Here is a 19,412-nt window from a genome sequence, read left to right as displayed (position 1 = left end):
ATCAGGCACCGACATCGACCATTGCGGCCGGAGCGACATCGCCAGCCCGGCGGAGCCGGACTCACTTCACGGCGTCGGGTTTCGGTTCCGTCGCCGCCTCGGCCGTGGCGTCCTCGACCGGTGCGCCATCCTCGCGCGGACGCACGCTGCCGAGCGCGCCCTGGCCGGCTTCCTTCAGGCGTTGCGCCGCGCCGCGCGTCGCGTCGGCGATCCGCTGGGCCGCGGCTTCGGCAGCCTCCTTGGCGTCGCGCACGCCCGCATCGGTGACTTCGCGGGCGACGTCCGAATTCTCGCGCACCGCCTCTTCGGCCACTTCTGCGCCTTCCTTCACCTTCTCGGTGGCGGACTCGACCACTGCCTGGGCGGCCGCGCTACCGGACTCGCCGAGCTTCTTCACCGCCTCGCCCGCCTTGTCGAGCGCCTCGCGCGCGGCCTCGGCCGCTTCGCTTGCCGCCTTCTCCGCTTTCTCCGCGGGGGCCTCGGGCGCACAGGCGGCAAGCAGCATCAGGATCGGGCCGGCGAGGGTGAGAATCAGGGGCTTCATGGCGGCGATGACGATGAGTTGACGAGGAACCACAGGATTGTGCCAAGGAAGACAACACACGGCACGCCCGGTTCGACGCACAAGAAAACAAAAGGGCCGCTCGGGCCCTTTCGCTTGCAGAACGGCGTCGATTACTTGACTCGGTTCTTGTACTCGTCGGTACGGGTGTCGATCTCGATCTTGTCACCGATTTCGACGAAGGCCGGCACCGGCAGCTCGAAGCCCGTGGAGATCTTGGCCGGCTTCATGACCTTGCCCGAGGTGTCGCCCTTGACGGCAGGCTCGGTGTAGACGACCTCGCGCACGACGCTGTTCGGCAGTTCGACCGAGATGGCCTTGCCGTTGTAGAACACGACTTCGCACTGCAGGCCGTCTTCGAGGTACTTCAGCGCGTCGGTCATGTTCTCGGCTTCGACTTCGTACTGCTCGTAGTCGGCGTCCATGAACACGTACATCGGATCGGCGAAGTAGGAGTAGGTCACTTCCTTGCGGTCGAGCACGACCACTTCGAACTTGTCGTCAGCCTTGTAGACCGATTCGGAGGGCGCGCCGGTCAGCAGGTTCTTGAGCTTCATCTTGACGACCGCGGCGTTGCGGCCGGACTTGTTGTATTCGGCCTTCTGCACCACCAGCGGGTCGCTACCGACCATGATGACGTTGCCGGAGCGGAGTTCCTGAGCGGTTTTCATGCTGTTTCCTGAATGAAATCGACGCGGCGCGAGCCGCATGTCTTTGAAAATTAGGCGCGGGATTCTACCCCGCGACGGCCGGAATGTGGGAACAGAATCCTGTCAAGCGTGAAACAAGATCCGATTGCCGCGCCAGGTCGTCGCACCAGCGCGCGGCACGACGCTGCAGTCCGGGCAGCGCGGCGGCGAAGGCCGGCCAGGCGGCCGCCGGGTCACCCCGTCCGTTCCAGGCGCGCCAGAAGGCGCCACAGGCTTCCGCCTCGGGCAGGGCCGCGCCGGCAAGGTAGCGGGCCATGAAGGCCTCGAGCTTGTCGAAGTGCGCATCCTCGTCCTGCGGATAGATCTGCCACACGCAGGGCACGCCGGCCCACTGTGCGCGCACGAAGGAATCCTCACCGCGCACGAAGTTCAGGTCGCAGGCCCACAGCAGCTCGTCATAGCCATCTTGGTCGGTGAAGGGCAGCACATGCACGCTCAGACTGCCCTCGTGGATGCAATCGCCGGCCTTCAGCGCGGTGCGCCCCAGCGCACGTTCGACATCGCCCAGCACCCGCCCTTCGGGAACCAGCACATGCAGTCGCTGCGCACCCTGCGCCCAGAGGTGGATGAGGCCGGGCAGCCGGGCCTGTTCGTAGGCGAACAGCGACACGCAGGTCTCGTCATGGCCGGCAAGCACGCCGCGGCGCGCGAGCCAGTCGCCCCGCCCGGCCGAATCGGCGCGGAAGGCATCGCGGCGCGCGAGCAGGTCCGGCTCGCGCAGCAGGCCCCCCGTGCCTTCGTCGAAACCGGGAAAGAAGAAGTGCTTCACCAGCGGCAGGCGCGGATGCGGCGATGCCAGCGCATGACAACCGGCCACCCAGTCCTCGGCCGACAGGTACTCGAGATTGATCCACACCGGCACCGGCGTTCGCGCCGCCATTGCCTGCAGGTGCGCCTCCGGGATCTCGCAGGCGAACGCCTCGATCACGACATCGGCCGGCGCCACCCGCGGGAACGGATCCGTCCACTGCCGCAAGTCGACACCGGCAACCCGTCCCCCCTGCTGCGGATCGAGCGTTCGTGCCTCGGGACAGATGCGCGTCAGCACCGTCCAATCGTCCACCCACAAGCGGACCTGAGATCCCGTCCGAGCCGCGAGATCGCGTGCGAGCCGCCAGCAGACGCCAATATCCCCAAAATTATCCACAACCTGACAGAAGATCTCCCAGTTAAGGGCAGATGAGCGATGAACGGACTGCATGACTGTGGATATTCCTGGACAAAAGTGCGGGAAAGCTTGTGAACAAGCCGGACAATCCGCTTGTGTCGAAAAACGATGGACAATTCACGCACAGCGGTCTACGGGGTTTGTCCACGGTGTTTTACCGCAGCCAAAACCCTGTCCTTCAAGGGCGCACAGGACTTATCCACAGTTTTTGCCCGACTGTTTACATCTTTATTATTTAAATTAAAAGAAAAACAGAACAAACAAACCTTCCCCCATCTGGCTGCCCGCCGCACGACAGTGGACCCTGCAAAACCCCGTCGAACAGACCGGCGTAGAATCGGAAGGACAAGAAAGGCCCAAAGGGAGGCAGTCATGATCTGCCGGCGTTTCTGGCACTTCGCCCTGGTGGTTGCACTCGCAGGGTGTGCAGGCACGACCTCACCGCCTGTGCGGGACAACGATGCGCGGACGACACCTGCGGCGCCCCCCACTCAGCGGCTTGCGGGCGCGGAACACGAATCGGAGGATTTCGTCGACACGACCCGGCGCAAGGTTCGCGAATTCGCGCACTGGCTGGGCGAAGAGGTGAACGACTGGTTCGGCGACAAGCCCTTTGCCGACGGCGGCAAGGTGTCGCACGGCCGACTGGGCATTCGCGCCAGCTGGCGTGAAGACGACGGCAGCAGCACCAGCGTGCGCTTTCGTGCCCGATTCGACCTGCCGAACCTGAAGGACAAGGCCTACGTGTTCTTCGGACAGGAGAACGAGCGCGAGCTGATCTCTGACCAGCCGGAGACCTTTTCCCGCGAACAGCAGCTGCTGCGCGAGCGTCGCAGCGCGGACCAGACCGGCTTCCTTGGGTTGGGTTTCAACCTGCGTGACTATGTCGATCTGCGGGTCGGGGTGCGGGGGGGCATCAAGCCCTACGCACAGGCACGCTATCGCAGGTCATGGGCGCTTTCGGCATCGAACAGCGCCGAGTTCCGCGAGACGGTGTTCTGGCGTGCCAGCGACGGCTTGGGTTCGACCACAGCAATCAACCTCGAGCACGCCTATTCGCCATCGCTGGCGCTGAAATGGCAGAACGCGGCGACCCTCACCAAGGAAACCGACGGCTTCGCGTGGTCGAGCAGCATCGGGATGTTCAAGACCTTCGGCGATACCAGGCTGCTGTCGCTCGAGGCGTTGGCCAGTGGTGAAACCGGCGCGGAAACCGACGTGGGCGAATACGGCATCCGCCTGAAGTGGCTGCAACCCGTCTATCGCGACTGGCTGCTGGCGGAGTTCATCGTCGGCCATTTCTGGCCCCGGGGCCACGAGGATCGCGAGCGCGACCGCAGCTGGGCCGTCGGAGCCGGCCTGGAAATGCGTTTCTGAACGCCGGCCCGAAGCCAGCGTTGATTCAGGCGTAGTCGGCCAGCGTCTGCAGGTCGGCCGCTTCCAGCCAGCGCCACTCGCCCGGCGCCAGTGCGGGGTCCAGCGAGAGTCCGCCGACTCGGCTGCGGTGCAGGGCTTCGACGCGGTTGCCCGCGGCGGCGATCATGCGCTTGACCTGGTGATACTTGCCTTCGCAGATCGTCAGGCGCAGGGTCGTTTCGGATGTCAGTTCGCAGGCCGCCGCCGCGATCGGCGCCGGTTCGTCATGCAGCTCGACGCCGGCGAGCAGCTGGGCGACGAAATCCTCGCCGACCGCATGCTTCAGCGTCACCTCATACACCTTCGGCGTGCGCTTCTTGCCCGAGCTCCACTGGTGGATGAACTGCCCGTCGTCCGACAGCAGGAGCAGCCCGGTCGTGTCCTGGTCCAGCCGGCCAACACACTGCACGTCGCGCAGCAGCATCTGTGGCGGCAGCAGCGTGAAGACCGAGGGATGGAAGGTCGGCTTGTGCGAGCACTCGTAGCCCGTGGGCTTGTGCAGCATCAGGTAGGCCTTGGCACGAAAGCGCCAGGTTTCGTCGCCGACACTGAATTCGAGGCCGGCCGAACCATCGCTGCTGCCGGGGTCGAAATCCGCATAGGGGTCTTCGCAGGAAACGCCGGCGACGCTGACGTGGCCGGCACGGATCAGGGCGCGGCATTCCTTGCGGCTGCCGAAGCCCTGGGCATGGAGAAGTCGTTCGAGTTGCATGGCGCGCATGGTATCCCGGCCCGGCCGGTCGACGGGGTAAACTGTCGCGCCTGCACAGGAGATGCCCTTGAAATTCGAACATCTGATCGAGGTCAACGATCTCGCTAACCCCCTGCAGGATCCGCTGACGCGCGAGGAGTTGTGGTTCGGCCTCTTGTGCCGGGCAGAGGACGCCCGTCCCTTCCTGCCGGGTCTCGAAGCCTGTCGTATCGTCGAGCGCAGCGACGCTGGCCTGGTGCGCGACCTCGACTTCGGTGGCGTGGTCATTCGAGACCGCGTCACGTTCAGTCCTTTCGACTGGATTCGCTTCGAGTCGGAGGCGAACGCACAGCATCCCGGGGGAAGCCTGACGATTCGCATCGATGAACCGCAGGCCGGTGCGCTGTTCCTGCGCTTCTGCTACCAGACCACGCTGCCTGAAACTGCGGATAGCGACGATGCGCGTTATGCCGACTTCGTGCGCTCGGCTTACCACCAGTCCGACGTCGATACCGTTCGCGTCATCCGCATGATCGCCGCATCCGGCGGTCTGCAGCAGTAATCCCCGCCATTGACCGCGCCCGTTGCCCCGGCAGCGGGCGTGTATTCGTTCACGACAAGGAAAGACCCCCATGTGGTTCAAGAACCTGCAGATCTATCGCCTGCCCGCCAAGTGGGACATGAGTGCCGAGCGCCTCGAGGAACAACTGGCGAAGAAGCCCTTCCATCCCTGCGGCAGCCAGGACATGGAGAGCCGCGGCTGGTTGTCGCCGCTGAACAATGACGTGCTGGTGCACGCCGTCGGTGACCAGTGGCTGGTTTCGCTCGGTTTCGAGCACCGTCTGCTGCCCTCGGCCGTGGTCAAGCAGGAGGCCGACGAGCGCGCCGAGGAGCTTGCCGAGCAGCAGGGCTACAAGCTCGGTCGCAAGCAGATGAAGGAACTGCGCGATCAGGTCACGCAGGAGCTCCTGCCGCGCGCCTTCACCCGTCGTCGCCGGATGTTCGCCTGGATCGACCCGGTCAATGGCTGGCTGGTCATCGACGCTGCGAGCCAGAGCAAGGCCGAGGACATGCTCGAGCAACTGCGCCACACCCTCGACAGCTTTCCGCTGACGCTGCTGCGCACCGAACTGTCGCCGATGTCGGCGATGGCCGACTGGCTGGCCGGTGGCGAGGCACCGGCGGGCTTCACCATCGACCAAGACTGCGAACTGCGCTCGGTCAGCGAGGACAAGGCCGCGGTGCGCTACGTGCGTCACACACTGGACGGTGACGAAGTGAAGGGCCATCTGGAAGCCGGCAAGCTGCCGACCCGGCTGGCACTGACCTTCGACGACCGCGTCAGCTTCGTGCTCACCGAAAAGCTCGAGATCAAGCGACTGGACTTCCTCGATGTCGTGCGTGACCAGATCGATGGCGAGAAGGAAGACGCGGAAGCGCTGTTCAACGCTGAGTTTGCCTTGATGACAGGTGAACTGACGCATCTGCTGCCGGCAGTGGTGCAGGCACTCGGGGGCGAAATCGCCTTTGTCGCGGCCGAGCCGTCGACGGCCTTGGCACCGTCGTCTTCCGCAGTCGTGCAGCCTGCAGCGGACGATCCGCCGTTCTGATTCCTGTCCCGAAGGGGCTGTAGAAAAGGCGTCGGCTGCGGTCGGCGCTTTTTTTCTTCTGGGTGTACACAGGTTTTATATATTTAAAAGACTGTAAACATAGTGTACCGGCGATTTCTGTGGATAAGTCGTTTTTAACCTATAAAAACAGGTATTTGCAATCTGTATAAAGCCGTTCATATCTGGGCTTGAAGCGCGGGATCATTTGTTGATGGAAACGCGTCGCCAGACCGGAATCATCGTTGTCCACAACTTCGCCCCCCCTGGAACCACAGCTTTCCCACTGCGCCCTGCGACAGGTCAAATCCGTTTGCCGTCGGGGTGCGCTAAAGTCTCGCCATGGAAAACGCCTTGATCATCGAATGGTGGCACTGGGAGCTGGCTGGTCTGGGGCTGGTGCTGCTGGAGCTGGCGGTGCCGGCCTTCTTCGTCATCTGGTTCGGCTTCGGCGCGCTGCTGGTCGGACTGGTGTTGCTGGTCGCGCCGGAACTGTCGCTGACGACGCAGATCGCGGCCTGGATCGTCGCGTCCGTGGCAATGGCGGTGCTGTGGTTCCGCGTGTTCAAGCGGTCGCAGCACAAGACCCTCGTCGGCACGGCTGCGGGCGAGGTGATCGGCGAGGTGGGTCTGCTGGTCAGTGCCGTCGCCCCCTTCCAGCGCGGCAGGGTGCGTTTCCAGCGGCCGGTGCTGGGCGCCGAGGAGTGGGCCTGCATGGCGGAGACCGCGATCGCGGCCGGCGAGCGCGTGCGTGTCGTCAGCGTCGAAGGCAGCTTCGTCAAGGTGACGAAGGCCTGATCAATTCAAACGAAAGGAAGAACTCATGACCGAAGGCCTCGCCATTGCGCTCGCCATCCTGGTGTTTGTCGTCATCACCATCGCCAAGGGCGTGCGCCTGGTGGCGCAAGGCGAGGAATGGGTGGTCGAGCGCCTGGGCAAGTACCACGCCACCTTGCGTCCCGGCCTCAACATTCTGATTCCCTACCTTGACAACGTCGCCTACAAGCTGGTGACGAAGGACATCATCCTCGACGTGCAGGAACAGGAAGTCATCACCCGTGACAACGCGGTGATCCTGACCAATGCCATCGCGTTCGTGAAGGTCACCGACCCGGTCAAGGCGGTGTATGGCGTGACCGATTTCTCCGAGGCGATCCGCAACCTGATCATGACGACATTGCGCTCGATCGTCGGCGAAATGGAGCTGGACGAGGCGCTTTCCTCGCGCGACAAGATCAAGGCGCGGCTGCGCGAGAGCATCGCCGACGAGGCGGTGGACTGGGGGCTGACGGTGAAGTCGGTCGAGATCCAGGACATCAAGCCCTCGCAATCGATGCAGAGAGCGATGGAGCTGCAGGCCGCAGCGGAGCGCGAGCGCAAGGCGGCGGTGACCAAGGCCGAAGGCGCCAAGCAGGCGGCCATCCTCGAAGCCGAGGCACGGCTGGAATCCGCCAAGCGCGACGCCAACGCCCAGGTCATGCTGGCGGAAGCCTCGGCCGAGTCCATCCGCCGCGTGACGGCCAGCATCGGCGACCAGACGACGCCGATGCTCTACCTGCTGGGCGAGAAATACATCGCCTCGCTCGAGAAGCTGGGCGAGTCCGGCAGCTCGAAGGTGGTGGTGATGCCGGCCGACCTGCAGGAGACCCTGCGTGGTCTCGTGGGCCGCCTGGGCGCACGCGGCTGAGCGGGGCGGCGGCGCACGCGGCAGATGGACAATCGCGGGACATTCCGCATCGATCGACCGAAAGTATGTACATGAGGACGAACATGAAGCTGAAGCTCGGGAACACGGGACGCGCCCTGGCGGCGGCGCTGGCATTGTCTGCAGCGGCCGGTGGTGCGCTGGCGCAGAACTTCATCACCAGCAAGGCCGAAGTCGAAAAGCTGTTGAGCGGCGCCACCTTCATCGGCGTGTATCTGCGCACCGAGTCCGCCTACACGCTCAAGTTCGGTACCGATGGCATGCTGACCGACACCACCGGTGCCAAGGCGCGCTGGTGGGTGGACGAGCAGGCGCGCTACTGCCGCGAATGGCTGGATGGCAAGCTCAAGGGCAACACCGCCTGCATGAATGTCGAGTTCGAGGACGGACAGGTGGCGCTGTATTCGGAGGGCAAGAAGGTCGTCGAAGGCGTGCTGACCGGCAAGTAGGCAGGCGGTTGCTGATCGCGTACTCGACCATTGACGGTCATACGCGGGATGCTCGGCGCTTTCGCGCATCGGGACGAGGCTGAGGCGGCCGTAAGTGCCTTTGAGGCACATGGGACGAGCAGACCTACTGGGTGAAAGCCTGCTTGTCGGATCTTCTTACACTACGACTGCAATAGGCATGCAGTAATTATTTTTTGTTTTTTAAAACAGAGGTTTGAGAAATCTGGTATTGAATATGCTTGATCCCTCCCAATGAAGTCGCGATGCGCGTTTCGCGAGTTCGAAAACCGACCATCGAAGTACTCACTGCAGGGATCAAAAAATGAAAAACTCACTCAAGACGCTTTCCGCCGCGCTGTTGATCGCTCTCGGCACCGGTTTCGCACAGGCCGCAGCGATCCACGATGCAAGCCTCTTCACCGGCAACACGCTCGCCGCGAATGACGACGGATCGACCGGTGCGGTTTCGATCGGCTTCAACCTGAACTTCTACGGAAACGGGTACAGCAGCCTGTACGTGAATAACAACGGCAACACGACCTTTAACGCTGCTTTTAGTACCTTCACGCCGTCTGCCATCACCGGCGGCAGCACGCCCATGCTGGCGCCCTTCTTCGCCGACGTTGATACCCGGAACCCGAGCAGCGCTCTCGTACAATACGGTCAGGGCACACTTGGCGGTCGCAACGTGTTTGGTGTGAACTGGATCAATGTTGGCTATTACAGCAGTGGAATCGACAAGCTCAACAGCTTTCAGCTGATCATCACTGACCGTTCAGACATCGCCGCTGGCGACTTCGATTTCGAGTTCAACTATGACCAGATTCAATGGGAAACTGGTGATGCCAGCGGTGGGACGGGTGGCCTGGGCGGCACTTCGGCTGTAGCCGGCTGGACAAATGGTGCTGGTACGTTCTTCCAGTTTCCCGGTTCGCTCGTAAATGGGGCGCTGCTGGACGGTGGCCCGAATGCGTTGATCAGCGGTTCCCGCAACTCGGAGATCGAGGGGCAATACGTCTTTTCGGTGCGAAATGGCGTAATCGTGAATCCGGTTCCGGAGCCCGCCACGCTGGCTCTGCTGGGTCTCGGCCTTGCTGGTCTTGCTGTACGCCGCCGTAAGGCGAATTGAGCTCACAAGGCAGCCCTTACACGACGGCAGCTTCGGCTGCCGTCGTGTTTTCAGCCCAGCACTTCCCCATGCTCGCGTGTGGCGTGGAAGGTCACCTTCGGCCACTTCTCGGCGGTGACTTCCAGGTTGTAGCGGCTGGTGGCCAGATACACCGGATTGCCGTCGATGTCCTTGCCCAGGCGCAGCGCCTGCTCGCGCTCGAAGTTGCGGCGGGTGACGTCGTCGGGGAAGGTGAGCCAGCGCGCGGTGTGGATGTCGGCGGGCTCGAAGATGGCATCGACCTTGTACTCGTCCTTGAGGCGCTGGGCGACGATCTCGAACTGCAGTACGCCGACCGCGCCGAGCAGCATCTGGCCGCCTTCGAGTTCGAACACCTGGATGGCGCCTTCTTCGCCCAGCTCCTGCAAACCCTTCTGCAGTTGCTTGGACTTGAGCGGATCGCGCAGGCGAGCGGCGCGGAACATTTCCGGCGAGAAGTACGGGATGCCCTTGAAGCCGAGGTTCTCGCCTTCGGTCAGGGTATCGCCGATCTGCAACTGGCCATGGTTGTGGATGCCGACGATGTCGCCGGCGACGCCGTCTTCCATGATCACGCGCTCATTGGCCATGAACGTGAGCACGTTGGCGAGCTTCATGTCGCGACCGGCGCGCACGTGCTTGACTTTCATGCCGGCCGTGTAGCGACCCGAGCAGATGCGGAAGAAGGCAATGCGGTCGCGGTGCTTCGGGTCCATGTTGGCCTGGATCTTGAAGACGAAGCCGGTGAAGGCCGGTTCGGCCGGCTGCACCATGCGCGTGCCGTCGGCACCGGTGCCCGCGAGTCGCGCCTGCGGCGGCGGCGCCCAGTCGATCAGTGACTGCAGGATCTCCTGCACGCCGAAGTTGTTGATACCGGAGCCGAAGAACACCGGGGTCTGCTTACCCGCCAGGAATTCGTCGAGATCGAAGGGCGGCGAGGCACCCTCGATGAGCTCGACGTCCTCACGCAACTGGCCTACTTCCATTGGGAAGCGTGCATCCAGTTCGGGGTTGGCGATGCCCTTCAGCACTTCAGCGTCGCTGCGCCGCTCCTGGCCGGGGGTGAAGGTCAGGACCTGATCCTGCAGCAGGTGGTAGACACCGCGGAAGGCCTTGCCCATGCCCAGCGGCCAGGTCACCGGCGCGCAGGTGATCTTGAGGACGTCCTCGATTTCGGCGAGCAGTTCGAAGGGCTCGCGTACCTCGCGGTCCATCTTGTTGACGAAGGTGATGATGGGCGTGTTGCGCAGCCGGCAGACCTCGAGCAGCTTGATGGTCTGCGCCTCCACCCCCTTGGCGGCGTCGATCACCATCACCGCCGCGTCCACGGCGGTGAGCACGCGGTAGGTATCCTCGGAGAAGTCCTCGTGGCCCGGGGTGTCGAGCAGGTTGACGGTGTGGTTCATGTACTCGAACTGCATCACCGAGCTCGACACCGAGATGCCGCGCTGCTTTTCCACTTCCATCCAGTCCGAGGTGGCATGGCGTGCGGACTTGCGCGCCTTCACCGTGCCGGCGAGCTGGATCGCGCCGCCGAACAGCAGCAGCTTCTCGGTCAGCGTGGTCTTGCCCGCGTCGGGGTGGGCGATGATGGCGAAGGTGCGGCGCTTTTCGACGTCGCGCAGCAACTCGGGCGGATAGGGGGTGGTGGTCATCGAGAGTCGTCGGCAGAAAGAAAAACCGCCTGCGCGGGTTTGGGCGAGGCGGGACAAGCGCAATTCTATCAAGGAACTACGGGGCTGCCTTGCGGGGTTCGCAGTCCGCTCGGGCAGATATCTTCAGTGCCTGACTATGCGTGCCGGCCCCGCATTCCTGAGAGCCAGGTTCGTCGCGAGGCATGATCGTGCGTCACGGGGAATAATCGATAATCCCTGCCGTTGATCCAGCAGCGAGACACTCGGCCATGACCGAATTCCTTCGCGACGACCGCAACGCGTGGTCCGTCTTCCTGGCTTTCCTGCGTCTCGGGCTCACGTCCTTCGGCGGGCCGGTGGCGCATATCGGGTATTTCCGCGAGGAGTTCGTCGCCCGCCGGCGCTGGCTCAGCGAGCGCAGCTATGCCGATCTGGTGGCGCTGTGCCAGTTCCTGCCCGGGCCGGCGAGCAGCCAGATCGGGCTCGCGCTCGGCCTGTCGCGCGCAGGCTATGCGGGGGCGCTGGCGGCCTGGGCGGGTTTCACCCTGCCTTCGGCCTTTGCGATGATCCTGTTCGCGTTCGGCGTCGCGGCACAGGACACGCTGCTGTCGCCGGCCGTGCTGCACGGGCTCAAGGTCGTCGCCGTGGCCGTCGTGGCCCAGGCAGTGTGGGGCATGGCGCGTACGCTGTGCCCCGATGCGTCCCGTGTCAGCATCATGGCGGTGGCGAGTTGCATCGTGCTGGCGAGTCCGTCGGCATGGACGCAGGTGGGCGTGATCGTCCTTGCTGCGCTCGTCGGCCTCGCCTGGTTTCGTCCCGCGGCGCGCGACGGACACGAGTCGCTGCCGATCCGCGTCGGCCGCCCGGCGGCAATCGCGGCGCTGGTCCTGTTCTTCGGGCTCTTGCTCGTCCTGCCTTTGCTGGCGGACGGGTGGAACGCGACCGCACTGGCGCGCATGGACGTGTTTTTCCGTGCCGGTTCGCTGGTGTTCGGCGGCGGCCACGTGATGCTGCCGCTGCTGCAGGCGGAGGTCGTGCCCAATGGCTGGGTCGACAACGAGACCTTTCTCGCGGGCTATGGTGCTGCACAGGCCGTGCCTGGGCCGCTGTTCACCTTCGCTGCCTTTCTTGGCGCCTCGATGACGGGTGCGCCGAACGGCTGGCTCGGCGGGCTGCTTTGCCTGGTGGCGATCTTCCTGCCGGCCTTCCTGCTCGTGGTCGGCGTACTGCCGTTCTGGGAAGGCCTGCGTCGCCACGTGCGCATGCAGGCAGCACTCATGGGGATCAACGCCGCGGTGGTCGGTCTGCTGCTCGCGGCGCTCTACCAGCCGGTGTGGACGAGTGCGGTCCTGGGGCCGGCGGACTTCGCGCTGGCGCTGCTCGCGCTGGTGGCGCTGATGTTCTGGAGGCTGCCGCCGTGGCTGGTCGTCGTTGGCGCTGCGTTGGTCAGCGGGGTGATGGGCGCGGTGGGCTGAGACGGGAAAGAAAACGGGGCATGTCGGCCATGCATGGCGTCGATGCCCCGAATGAGGAGAGCGAAAGAAAAAATCCGGCGTCCGCGTCTCGGGGACGCGGCAGCGGCTTACTTCTTCTTGCCGACCTGATCGCCGATCACACCACCGATGGCTGCACCGCCGACCGTGCCCAGGACACCCCCGTTGGAAATGACCGCGCCAGCCACGCCGCCGACGGCAGCACCGGTCGCTGCGCTCTTCTCGCGCGACGACATGTTGTCCCATGTGGCACAACCGCTCGCGGCCACGGTGATCAGGAGGGCGGGAATCAGGGTCTGGACTTTCATGCTGTTCTCCTTCTGCGTTGTTCGAGGCGGAACTGGCGTGTTCCGCACAGTGGCATCCATATGAACACGGCGAGGCGTCGGCGATCCCGACCGAGCGTGACGAGTTGTTTCAGCGCCGGATCGTCGCCGATGTGTGCCTTACGCTGCCGTTCTCAGCAGGCGGACAGGGGGCTTCGCTGACGACGCTGCGGCAGCGCGACCGGATGAGAATTACATTTGGACGCATGTTGGTGAGCCACACGGCCAGCCGAGGACGTGCCCGGCTGAGCGGTTTACCGTCCGATAGCGCTTGTACCTACCGTGGCGACGCGGCAGCATGGGCCATCCCGTGCGCACGACCTTGCCGCCATGCTGTTGCTCGATGCCTCGCTCGCCCAGTCCATCGTCGATCGCACGATGCAGATCCTGCACGCCAACGTGAATGTGATGGACGCGCGCGGCATCATCATCGCCAGCGGCGATCCGGCGCGGCTCGGTGCGCGGCACGAGGGCGCGACGATGGTGCTGGCGCAGGGGCGCACCGTGGAGATCGACGATGCGCTGGCGAGCCGCCTGCACGATGCCCGTCCAGGCATCAACCTGCCCTTGCGCGCCGAGGGCACCATCGTCGGGGTGATCGGGCTGAGTGGTGCGCCTGATGCAATTCGGCAGTTCGCCGAACTGCTGCGCATGGCGGCCGAAACCATGCTGGAGCAGGCGCGGCTGATGCGGATCCTCGCGCGCGACCTCCGCTTGCGCGAAGAACTCGTGCTGCAGCTCGTCGGCATCGCGACGCCGACACCGGCGCTGGAGGACTGGGCGCGCAAGCTGGGGGTCGATCCGGACCTGCCGCGCGTCGCCGTGCTGGTTGCGCTCGATCCGGCCGTGGGTGACGCGACCGCGCTGTTGGCCGAGCAGCAGCGCGTGCTGGAGTCGATCGCCCGGGCCGAACCCGGCGTCCTGTGCGCACCCGTATCACTGCGCGAGATCGTGGGGCTGCTGCCGGTGGCCGGCGCCGGGGATGATCCCGTGCGCCTGCACGGGCGCGTCGACGCCCTGCTCGTCCGCCTCCAGCGCGGGGCGCCGCGCCCCCTGCTGCTGGGGCTGGGCGGTGTCTTTCCCGGGCGTGCCGGTCTGGTGCGCTCCTATCAGTCGGCGCGCACGGTGTTGCGCGTGGGCCGTCGTCGCCAGCCGGCGCGTGCGCTCCATTGCTATGCAGACCAGACCTTGGCGGTACTGCTCGCCGGTCTGGGTGAAGGCTGGCAGGCAGACGAGCTGCGCCGGCCGCTCCAGCGCGTGGCGGAACATGACCGCGACGGTGTCCTGCGGCGCACGCTTGCCGCCTGGTTCGCGCACGACATGAAGTCCTCGCTCGCGGCCGGTGCGCTGCACGTCCATCGCAATACCCTCGACTACCGCTTGCGCCGGATCGGCGAGTTCAGCGGACTGGATCTCGGCCGCCTTGACGACGTTCTGCTGCTGTTCATCGCGCTCGAACTCGATCAGGGTTGATTGATGTGAAAAAGCACATTCTTCGCGCAGTTTTACGCGCCATTTATGTGCAATTTCATGAAGACCCGGTGATGGCGCTGCCCTAAGCTGTGTCGTCCTGTTCGTGAGCCCTTTGTCGCCCGGAGCCCCCTGTTCATGAAGATCGTCATCGCCCCCGATTCATACAAGGAAAGCCTGTCCGCGCTGGAGGTTGCACAGGCGGTCGAGGCGGGTTTCCGCGCCGTGTTCCCGCAGGCCGACTACGTGCTGGTGCCGGTGGCCGATGGTGGCGAGGGCACGGTCGAGGCCCTGGTCGCCGCGACCGGCGGGCGACGGCTGGAGGTGGCGGTGACCGGCCCCTTGGGCGAGTCGGTGCAGGCCTTCTACGGGCTCACCGGCGACGGTGAAACGGCGGTGATCGAGATGGCCGCGGCCAGCGGCCTGGCGCTGGTGCCGCCGGCGCGGCGCAATCCGCTCCTCACCACCTCGCGCGGTACCGGCGAGCTGATCCGCAGCGCGCTCGACGCCGGCGCGCGCCGCTTCATCCTCGGCATCGGTGGCAGCGCGACCAACGATGGCGGGGCCGGCATGGTACAGGCCCTGGGCGCGCGCCTGCTGGACCGGGATGGGCAGGTGTTGGCACCCGGCGGTGCGGCGCTGGCGGCGCTGGCGCGCATCGATGTGTCGGCACTCGACCCGCGCCTGGCCGAATGTCGCATCGAGGTCGCCTGCGATGTGGATAACCCGCTCACCGGCCCGCGCGGTGCCTCGGCCGTGTTCGGCCCGCAGAAGGGCGCGACCGCCGGGATGGTGCCCACCCTGGACGCCAATCTGGCCCATTTCGCCCGCATCATCGACCGCGACCTGGGTGTCGCGGTCGATCAGGTACCCGGTGCCGGTGCCGCCGGTGGCATGGGCGCGGCGATGCTGGCCTTCTTCGGCGCGACCCTCAAACCCGGCATCGAGATCGTCACCGCGGCGGTCGGACTCGAGGCCCACGTCCGCGATGCCGATCTCGTCATCACCGGCGAAGGCCGCATCGATTTCCAGACCGTCCACGGCAAGACGCCGGTCGGTGTCGCCCGCGTGGCCAAGCGCCACGGCAAGCCGGTGATCGGCATCGCCGGCTCGCTCGGGGCCAATGTCGGCGTCGTCTACGCGCACGGCATCGACGCGGTGTTCAGCGTGCTGAACGCGCCTTGTTCGCTGGATGACGCCTTGCGCGAGGCTGCGGTGAATGTCGAACTCACGGCTCGCAACGTTGCCGCCACCCTGCGCGTGGGCATGTCTGCCCGCCCGTGCTGAAGGATTCCCTGTCCGAAACGGAAATTGCCGTTCGCACTCAGGCGGTCCGGTCCTTCGTGCCGGTGGCGCGTTCTGCTGCAGCGTCCGTCGCTTCCGTGCTGCGCTCGGTCGTCACCCACCAGATCCCGGCCGACACCATCGCCAGCGCGAGGGCGTTGCGCCATTGCAGGATGTCCTCGCCGAGGAAGATCGCCGACAGCACGGCCCCGAACACCGGAATGAGGAAGTTGTACACGGTGACCATGCCGACGCGGTTGTACTTCAGCAGCGTCGCCCAGATGGCGAAGGCGGCCGAGGACAGCACCACCATGTAGGCCAGCAGCGCGGTGGAGGCGAGGGTGAAGCCCTGCAGGGTGCCGCCGCTGCCATAGCCCATGGCCAGCAGCACCGCGCCGCCGATGGTGAGCTGGTGGCCGGTCATCACCATCGAGTCCATGCGTTGCGACAGACGCTTGCCATAGATGGTGGCGGCCGACAGCACGAAGGCCGCGATGACGATGAAGCCCTCGCCCAGCAGCGTGAACTCGAAGTCGAAGCCGGCCGCGCCGCCCGCCAGATTGACCACCATGACGCCGGCGAAGCCCACCGTGCAGCCGAGGACCTTGCGATAGCTCAGGCGGTCGTTGTGATAGATGAAATGCGCCAGCAGCACGCTGAAGAAGGTGCCGGTGGCGTTGAGGATCGAGCCCTTCACGCCGGTGGTGTAGGCCAGGCCGACGTAGAAAAAGACGTACTGCAGCGTGGTCTGGGTGATGCCGAGCAGGCCGAGCGCTCCGAGGTCGCGGCCGGTCAGCCGGAGCACCGGTTTCTTCATCAGGCTGGCGAGCACGAGCAGCACCCAGCCGGCGAACAGGAAACGCCAGCCGGCGAACACCAGCTTGCCCGGAATGTCGTCGGCGGCGATGCCGAACATGGCATAGCCGTTCTTGATTGCCGGGTAGGCACTGCCCCACAGCATGCAGCACAGCGTGGCGAGCAGGAGAACGGCCCTCGGCCCGGTAAAGTAGCGGCGACTGTCCATTGGTACGAATCTCCCTGTACAAGTGGTGATGCGCGCCCGTTCTCCAGGGAAGGGGCGCGGCGGATGTAATGGCGGGGGGACGCTGCGGGTTCAGGTCACCGGTGCGGGGTTGAACAGCACCAGCGCGTTGGCGAGCTTCCAGTGTTCGGCCCAGGTCTTCCTGCGGCCGCTGGCGACGTCGAGCATCAGGTGGAACAGCTCCCAGCCCACGTCTTCGATCGTGGCGTCGCCGGTGGCAATGCGGCCGGCATCGACATCCATCAGGTCATGCCAGCGCTGGGCGAGCTCGCTGCGGGTGGCGACCTTGATCACCGGGCATTCTGCCATGCCATAGGGCGTGCCGCGACCGGTGGTGAAGATGTGCAGGTTCATGCCCGCGGCCAGTTGCAGCGTGCCGCAGATGAAGTCGCTGGCCGGGGTCGCGGCATAGATCAGCCCCTTCTGCTTCAGCTTCTCGCCCGGCGCGAGCACGCCGGAGATGGGGGCGGTGCCGGACTTGATGATCGAGCCCATTGCCTTCTCGACGATGTTCGACAGTCCGCCCTTCTTGTTGCCCGGGGTGGTGTTGGCGCTGCGGTCGACCTGGCCGCGCTGCAGGTAGGCGTCGTACCAGGCCATCTGCGCGATCATCGCCTCGGCCACGCCAGCGTCGATGGCGCGTGCGGTGAGCTGGTCGATGCCGTCGCGCACCTCGGTGACTTCCGAGAACATCACCGTGGCGCCGGCCCGCACCAGCAGGTCGGTGGCGAAGCCGACCGCCGGGTTGGCGGTCACGCCCGAGAACGCATCGCTGCCGCCGCACTGCACGCCGACGACCAGTTCGGCGGCCGGCACCGTCTCGCGCCGGCGTGCGTTGAGGCGTTCGAGATGTTCCTCGGCGGTGCGCATGATCGATTCGATCATGGACATGAAGCCGACATGGCGTTCGTCCTGCAGGCAGACGACGTCGAGCGCGGGTTCCGCACTGGTGCCGACGTCGGCGACGTTGCGTTCGTCGACGATGGGGATGCTGCCGGGTGGCAGCAGGCGTTCGGGCTGCAGCTTCTCGCAGCCCAGGCTGACGACCATGACCTCGCCGCCGAAGTTGGGGTTGAGGCTGATGTTGCGCAGGGTGCGGATCGGCACGATGGCATCGGGTGCGTCGATCGCCACGCCGCAGCCATAGCTGTGTTCCAGCCCGACGACGTCGTCCACGTTGGGGTACTTCGGCAGCAGCTCGGCCTTGATGCGCGCGACCGCGAAATCCACCACGCCGGCCACGCACTGCACCGTGGTGGTGATGGCGAGGATGTTGCGCGTGCCGACCGAGCCGTCGGGGTTGCGAAAGCCCTCGAAGGTGTAGCCCTCCAGCGGCGGCAAGGGCGCGGTGCGCCTGGTGGCGATCGGCAGGCCGTCGAGTTCGCGCGCCTCGGGCATCCGCAGCAGGCGTTCATGCACCCAGCTGCCGGCCGGGATGTCCTTCAGCGCATAGCCGATGGCGACGTCGTAGCGCCGTACCGCGGTGTCGGCGGGGATGTCGACCAGCGCCACCTTGTGGGCCTGTGGCACAGGCTCGCGCAGCACGAGACCGTCCGGCAGCGCCGTGCCGGCCGGCAGGCCGCCGTCATTGGCGACGATGGCGACGTTGTCCGCGGGGTGCATGCGGATCGTGAGCGGGGCGGGGCGGTGGGACATGGCGTGGCTCGGCGTGGGCGGGAGGGGCGCGTCCGGCATCAGGGCGCGGGGAGGTCGACGATCTCGACCCAGTTCGGATTGCGGCCGACCTCGATGCGCTGCACGGAGGCCAGCGCGCCGCTGACGGGGTCGATGGCGTAACGGCTGAGCCGGTCGGACAACTGGCCGACGGCGAGCAGCCATTGCCCGCGGCTGTCGATGGCGAAGCCGCGCGGCTGGGTTTCGGTCGGCACGTGGCCGACGAGGGCGAGCCGGCCGCTGTCGGCATCGATACGGAATGCGGCGAGCGTGCTCGAACGGCGTTCGCTGGCGTACAGGAAGCGGCCATCCGGCGTGAGCTGCAGGTCCGCGGCCCAGGGTTCGCCCTCGAAGCCGGGCGGCAGGGAATCGACGGTCTGCAGCGGCGCGAGCGTGCCGGTGTCCGCGTCGAAACCGAGCACGTCCACGCTGGCGTCGAGTTCGTTGAGCAGATAGACCAAGCGGCCGTTCGGGTGGAAGCGCAGGTGGCGCGGCCCGGCGCCAGGGCGCACGGTCAGTGCGGCGGGGACGTTCGGTGTCAGCTGCCCACTCGCGGCGTCGAAGGCGAACTGCATCACCACACCGCCGCCCAGGCTGGTGGCGAGTACGTGGCGGTTGGACGCCGCGGGCAGGATGGCGTGGGCGTGGCGGCCGGTGGCGATCGACTGCCGTACCGGCTCCGCGCGGCCGTCGGCAGCGATCGGGCTGACGGTGACCACGTCACCCTGGTAGGACGCGGCGAACAGCCAGCGACCGCTGCGATCGGTGGCGATGTAGGCCATGCTGGCCGGCAGCGGCGCTTCGCCCAGGCGGCTCAGCGTGCCGTGGATGGGGTCGATGGCGAAGCTGACCACCGCCATCGGCTCGCTGCGCCGCGCCACGTAAAGGAAGCAGCGGCAGGGGCTGACGGCGAGTGGCATCACCGTGCCGCCGACCTCGGCAGTGCCGAGCGGCGCCAGCGTGCCGTCGGTCGCCATCGACAGGATGGCGATGTCGCCGCTGTCGGCGTTCGAGATATAGACGACGGTGCTCAT

General features: G+C 65.6%; 19 protein-coding genes. 10 read left to right on the top strand and 9 right to left on the bottom strand.

Annotated elements, in window-relative coordinates:
- Positions 1 to 61 precede the first annotated feature (61 nt).
- From C664_RS15445 to earP, 3 genes are all read right to left on the bottom strand, one after another.
- Positions 62 to 544 (bottom strand): hypothetical protein, encoded by a 483-nt coding sequence (locus tag C664_RS15445; protein ID WP_038012071.1) that lies wholly within the window; start codon positions 542 to 544, stop codon positions 62 to 64.
- Between the two features lie 131 nt (positions 545 to 675).
- A complete protein-coding gene (gene efp / locus C664_RS15440) occupies positions 676 to 1,233 on the bottom strand; it encodes an elongation factor P (RefSeq protein ID WP_004263495.1) in 558 nt (185 codons plus the stop codon).
- A gap of 64 nt (positions 1,234 to 1,297) precedes the next feature.
- Positions 1,298 to 2,473: an elongation factor P maturation arginine rhamnosyltransferase EarP gene (gene earP, locus C664_RS15435; RefSeq protein ID WP_038012060.1), complete on the bottom strand. Its 1,176-nt coding sequence runs from the start codon at positions 2,471 to 2,473 to the stop codon at positions 1,298 to 1,300.
- 75 nt (positions 2,474 to 2,548) lie between these two features.
- On the opposite strand from earP, the gene C664_RS21025 reads away from it, so the two are divergent.
- Positions 2,549 to 3,817, top strand: a complete 1,269-nt coding sequence (locus C664_RS21025) for a hypothetical protein (protein ID WP_232435117.1) — start codon at positions 2,549 to 2,551, stop codon at positions 3,815 to 3,817.
- Positions 3,818 to 3,842: 25 nt separating this feature from the next.
- Here C664_RS21025 and C664_RS15425 read toward each other — a convergent pair whose 3' ends face one another.
- Entirely contained in the window at positions 3,843 to 4,577 is a 735-nt protein-coding gene (locus tag C664_RS15425) for a 16S rRNA pseudouridine(516) synthase (protein WP_004263484.1), read from the bottom strand.
- 58 nt (positions 4,578 to 4,635) lie between these two features.
- Between C664_RS15425 and C664_RS15420 the strand changes: the two genes are divergently transcribed.
- From C664_RS15420 to C664_RS15395, 6 genes are all read left to right on the top strand, one after another.
- On the top strand, positions 4,636 to 5,109 hold the full coding sequence (locus tag C664_RS15420) for an SRPBCC family protein (RefSeq protein WP_004263482.1): 474 nt from the start codon (positions 4,636 to 4,638) through the stop codon (positions 5,107 to 5,109).
- 70 nt (positions 5,110 to 5,179) lie between these two features.
- Positions 5,180 to 6,157 (top strand): recombination-associated protein RdgC, encoded by a 978-nt coding sequence (locus C664_RS15415; protein ID WP_004263480.1) that lies wholly within the window; start codon positions 5,180 to 5,182, stop codon positions 6,155 to 6,157.
- Positions 6,158 to 6,496: 339 nt separating this feature from the next.
- Entirely contained in the window at positions 6,497 to 6,952 is a 456-nt protein-coding gene (locus tag C664_RS15410) for an NfeD family protein (protein ID WP_004263475.1), read from the top strand.
- A gap of 25 nt (positions 6,953 to 6,977) precedes the next feature.
- Complete coding sequence (locus tag C664_RS15405) at positions 6,978 to 7,841, top strand: SPFH domain-containing protein (protein WP_004263469.1); 864 nt, start codon at positions 6,978 to 6,980, stop codon at positions 7,839 to 7,841.
- An 83-nt stretch (positions 7,842 to 7,924) separates the two neighbouring features.
- Complete coding sequence (locus C664_RS15400; protein ID WP_004263466.1) at positions 7,925 to 8,308, top strand: hypothetical protein; 384 nt, start codon at positions 7,925 to 7,927, stop codon at positions 8,306 to 8,308.
- 322 nt (positions 8,309 to 8,630) lie between these two features.
- Entirely contained in the window at positions 8,631 to 9,437 is an 807-nt protein-coding gene (locus tag C664_RS15395) for a nidogen-like domain-containing protein (protein WP_004263463.1), read from the top strand.
- 50 nt (positions 9,438 to 9,487) lie between these two features.
- Here the strand turns inward: C664_RS15395 and C664_RS15390 are convergent, their stop codons facing one another.
- Positions 9,488 to 11,110, bottom strand: a complete 1,623-nt coding sequence (locus C664_RS15390) for a peptide chain release factor 3 (RefSeq protein WP_004263451.1) — start codon at positions 11,108 to 11,110, stop codon at positions 9,488 to 9,490.
- Positions 11,111 to 11,358: 248 nt separating this feature from the next.
- On the opposite strand from C664_RS15390, the gene chrA reads away from it, so the two are divergent.
- Positions 11,359 to 12,564 carry a chromate efflux transporter gene (gene chrA, locus C664_RS15385; RefSeq protein ID WP_004263447.1) on the top strand — a complete coding sequence of 402 codons (1,206 nt, stop codon included), beginning with the start codon at positions 11,359 to 11,361 and terminating at the stop codon, positions 12,562 to 12,564.
- 107 nt (positions 12,565 to 12,671) lie between these two features.
- On the opposite strand, the gene C664_RS15380 is transcribed toward chrA, so the two are convergent.
- The gene (locus C664_RS15380; protein ID WP_004263444.1) at positions 12,672 to 12,890 is read right to left on the bottom strand and encodes a glycine zipper 2TM domain-containing protein; all 219 of its coding nucleotides are present in this window, start codon (positions 12,888 to 12,890) and stop codon (positions 12,672 to 12,674) included.
- 348 nt (positions 12,891 to 13,238) lie between these two features.
- Here C664_RS15380 and C664_RS15375 point away from each other — a divergent pair, with 348 nt between their 5' ends.
- The gene (locus C664_RS15375) at positions 13,239 to 14,381 is read left to right on the top strand and encodes a sugar diacid recognition domain-containing protein (RefSeq protein ID WP_004263441.1); all 1,143 of its coding nucleotides are present in this window, start codon (positions 13,239 to 13,241) and stop codon (positions 14,379 to 14,381) included.
- A gap of 135 nt (positions 14,382 to 14,516) precedes the next feature.
- Positions 14,517 to 15,665 (top strand): glycerate kinase, encoded by a 1,149-nt coding sequence (locus tag C664_RS15370; protein WP_004263437.1) that lies wholly within the window; start codon positions 14,517 to 14,519, stop codon positions 15,663 to 15,665.
- 37 nt (positions 15,666 to 15,702) lie between these two features.
- Here C664_RS15370 and C664_RS15365 read toward each other — a convergent pair whose 3' ends face one another.
- The 3 genes from C664_RS15365 to C664_RS15355 form a co-directional block, all read right to left on the bottom strand.
- The gene (locus C664_RS15365) at positions 15,703 to 16,686 is read right to left on the bottom strand and encodes a DMT family transporter (RefSeq protein ID WP_004263433.1); all 984 of its coding nucleotides are present in this window, start codon (positions 16,684 to 16,686) and stop codon (positions 15,703 to 15,705) included.
- A 90-nt stretch (positions 16,687 to 16,776) separates the two neighbouring features.
- Positions 16,777 to 18,360 (bottom strand): galactarate dehydratase, encoded by a 1,584-nt coding sequence (garD, locus tag C664_RS15360; RefSeq protein WP_004263429.1) that lies wholly within the window; start codon positions 18,358 to 18,360, stop codon positions 16,777 to 16,779.
- 38 nt (positions 18,361 to 18,398) lie between these two features.
- Positions 18,399 to 19,412 (bottom strand): lactonase family protein, encoded by a 1,014-nt coding sequence (locus C664_RS15355; RefSeq protein WP_004263427.1) that lies wholly within the window; start codon positions 19,410 to 19,412, stop codon positions 18,399 to 18,401.

It is taken from the genome of Thauera sp. 63 (assembly GCF_000310165.2).
GTDB lineage: Bacteria > Pseudomonadota > Gammaproteobacteria > Burkholderiales > Rhodocyclaceae > Thauera > Thauera humireducens.
The sequence above is the reverse complement of the archived record's forward strand: the minus strand, read 5'-3'. Positions and strand labels throughout refer to the sequence as shown.

Bases quoted from the DNA above. Each gene is read 5' to 3' on its own strand.
- C664_RS15405 (WP_004263469.1), top strand. From the start codon at position 6,978: ATGACCGAAGGCCTCGCCATTGCGCTCGCCATCCTGGTGTTTGTCGTC.
- C664_RS15415 (WP_004263480.1), top strand. From the start codon at position 5,180: ATGTGGTTCAAGAACCTGCAGATCTATCGCCTGCCCGCCAAGTGGGAC.
- C664_RS15380 (WP_004263444.1), bottom strand. From the start codon at position 12,890: ATGAAAGTCCAGACCCTGATTCCCGCCCTCCTGATCACCGTGGCCGCG.
- C664_RS15365 (WP_004263433.1), bottom strand. From the start codon at position 16,686: ATGGACAGTCGCCGCTACTTTACCGGGCCGAGGGCCGTTCTCCTGCTC.
- C664_RS15425 (WP_004263484.1), bottom strand. From the start codon at position 4,577: ATGCGCGCCATGCAACTCGAACGACTTCTCCATGCCCAGGGCTTCGGC.
- C664_RS15445 (WP_038012071.1), bottom strand. From the start codon at position 544: ATGAAGCCCCTGATTCTCACCCTCGCCGGCCCGATCCTGATGCTGCTT.
- C664_RS21025 (WP_232435117.1), top strand. From the start codon at position 2,549: ATGGACAATTCACGCACAGCGGTCTACGGGGTTTGTCCACGGTGTTTT.
- chrA (WP_004263447.1), top strand. From the start codon at position 11,359: ATGACCGAATTCCTTCGCGACGACCGCAACGCGTGGTCCGTCTTCCTG.
- efp (WP_004263495.1), bottom strand. From the start codon at position 1,233: ATGAAAACCGCTCAGGAACTCCGCTCCGGCAACGTCATCATGGTCGGT.
- garD (WP_004263429.1), bottom strand. From the start codon at position 18,360: ATGTCCCACCGCCCCGCCCCGCTCACGATCCGCATGCACCCCGCGGAC.
- earP (WP_038012060.1), bottom strand. From the start codon at position 2,473: ATGCAGTCCGTTCATCGCTCATCTGCCCTTAACTGGGAGATCTTCTGT.
- C664_RS15355 (WP_004263427.1), bottom strand. From the start codon at position 19,412: ATGAGCACCGTCGTCTATATCTCGAACGCCGACAGCGGCGACATCGCC.
- C664_RS15400 (WP_004263466.1), top strand. From the start codon at position 7,925: ATGAAGCTGAAGCTCGGGAACACGGGACGCGCCCTGGCGGCGGCGCTG.
- C664_RS15390 (WP_004263451.1), bottom strand. From the start codon at position 11,110: ATGACCACCACCCCCTATCCGCCCGAGTTGCTGCGCGACGTCGAAAAG.
- C664_RS15370 (WP_004263437.1), top strand. From the start codon at position 14,517: ATGAAGATCGTCATCGCCCCCGATTCATACAAGGAAAGCCTGTCCGCG.
- C664_RS15375 (WP_004263441.1), top strand. From the start codon at position 13,239: ATGCTGTTGCTCGATGCCTCGCTCGCCCAGTCCATCGTCGATCGCACG.
- C664_RS15395 (WP_004263463.1), top strand. From the start codon at position 8,631: ATGAAAAACTCACTCAAGACGCTTTCCGCCGCGCTGTTGATCGCTCTC.
- C664_RS15410 (WP_004263475.1), top strand. From the start codon at position 6,497: ATGGAAAACGCCTTGATCATCGAATGGTGGCACTGGGAGCTGGCTGGT.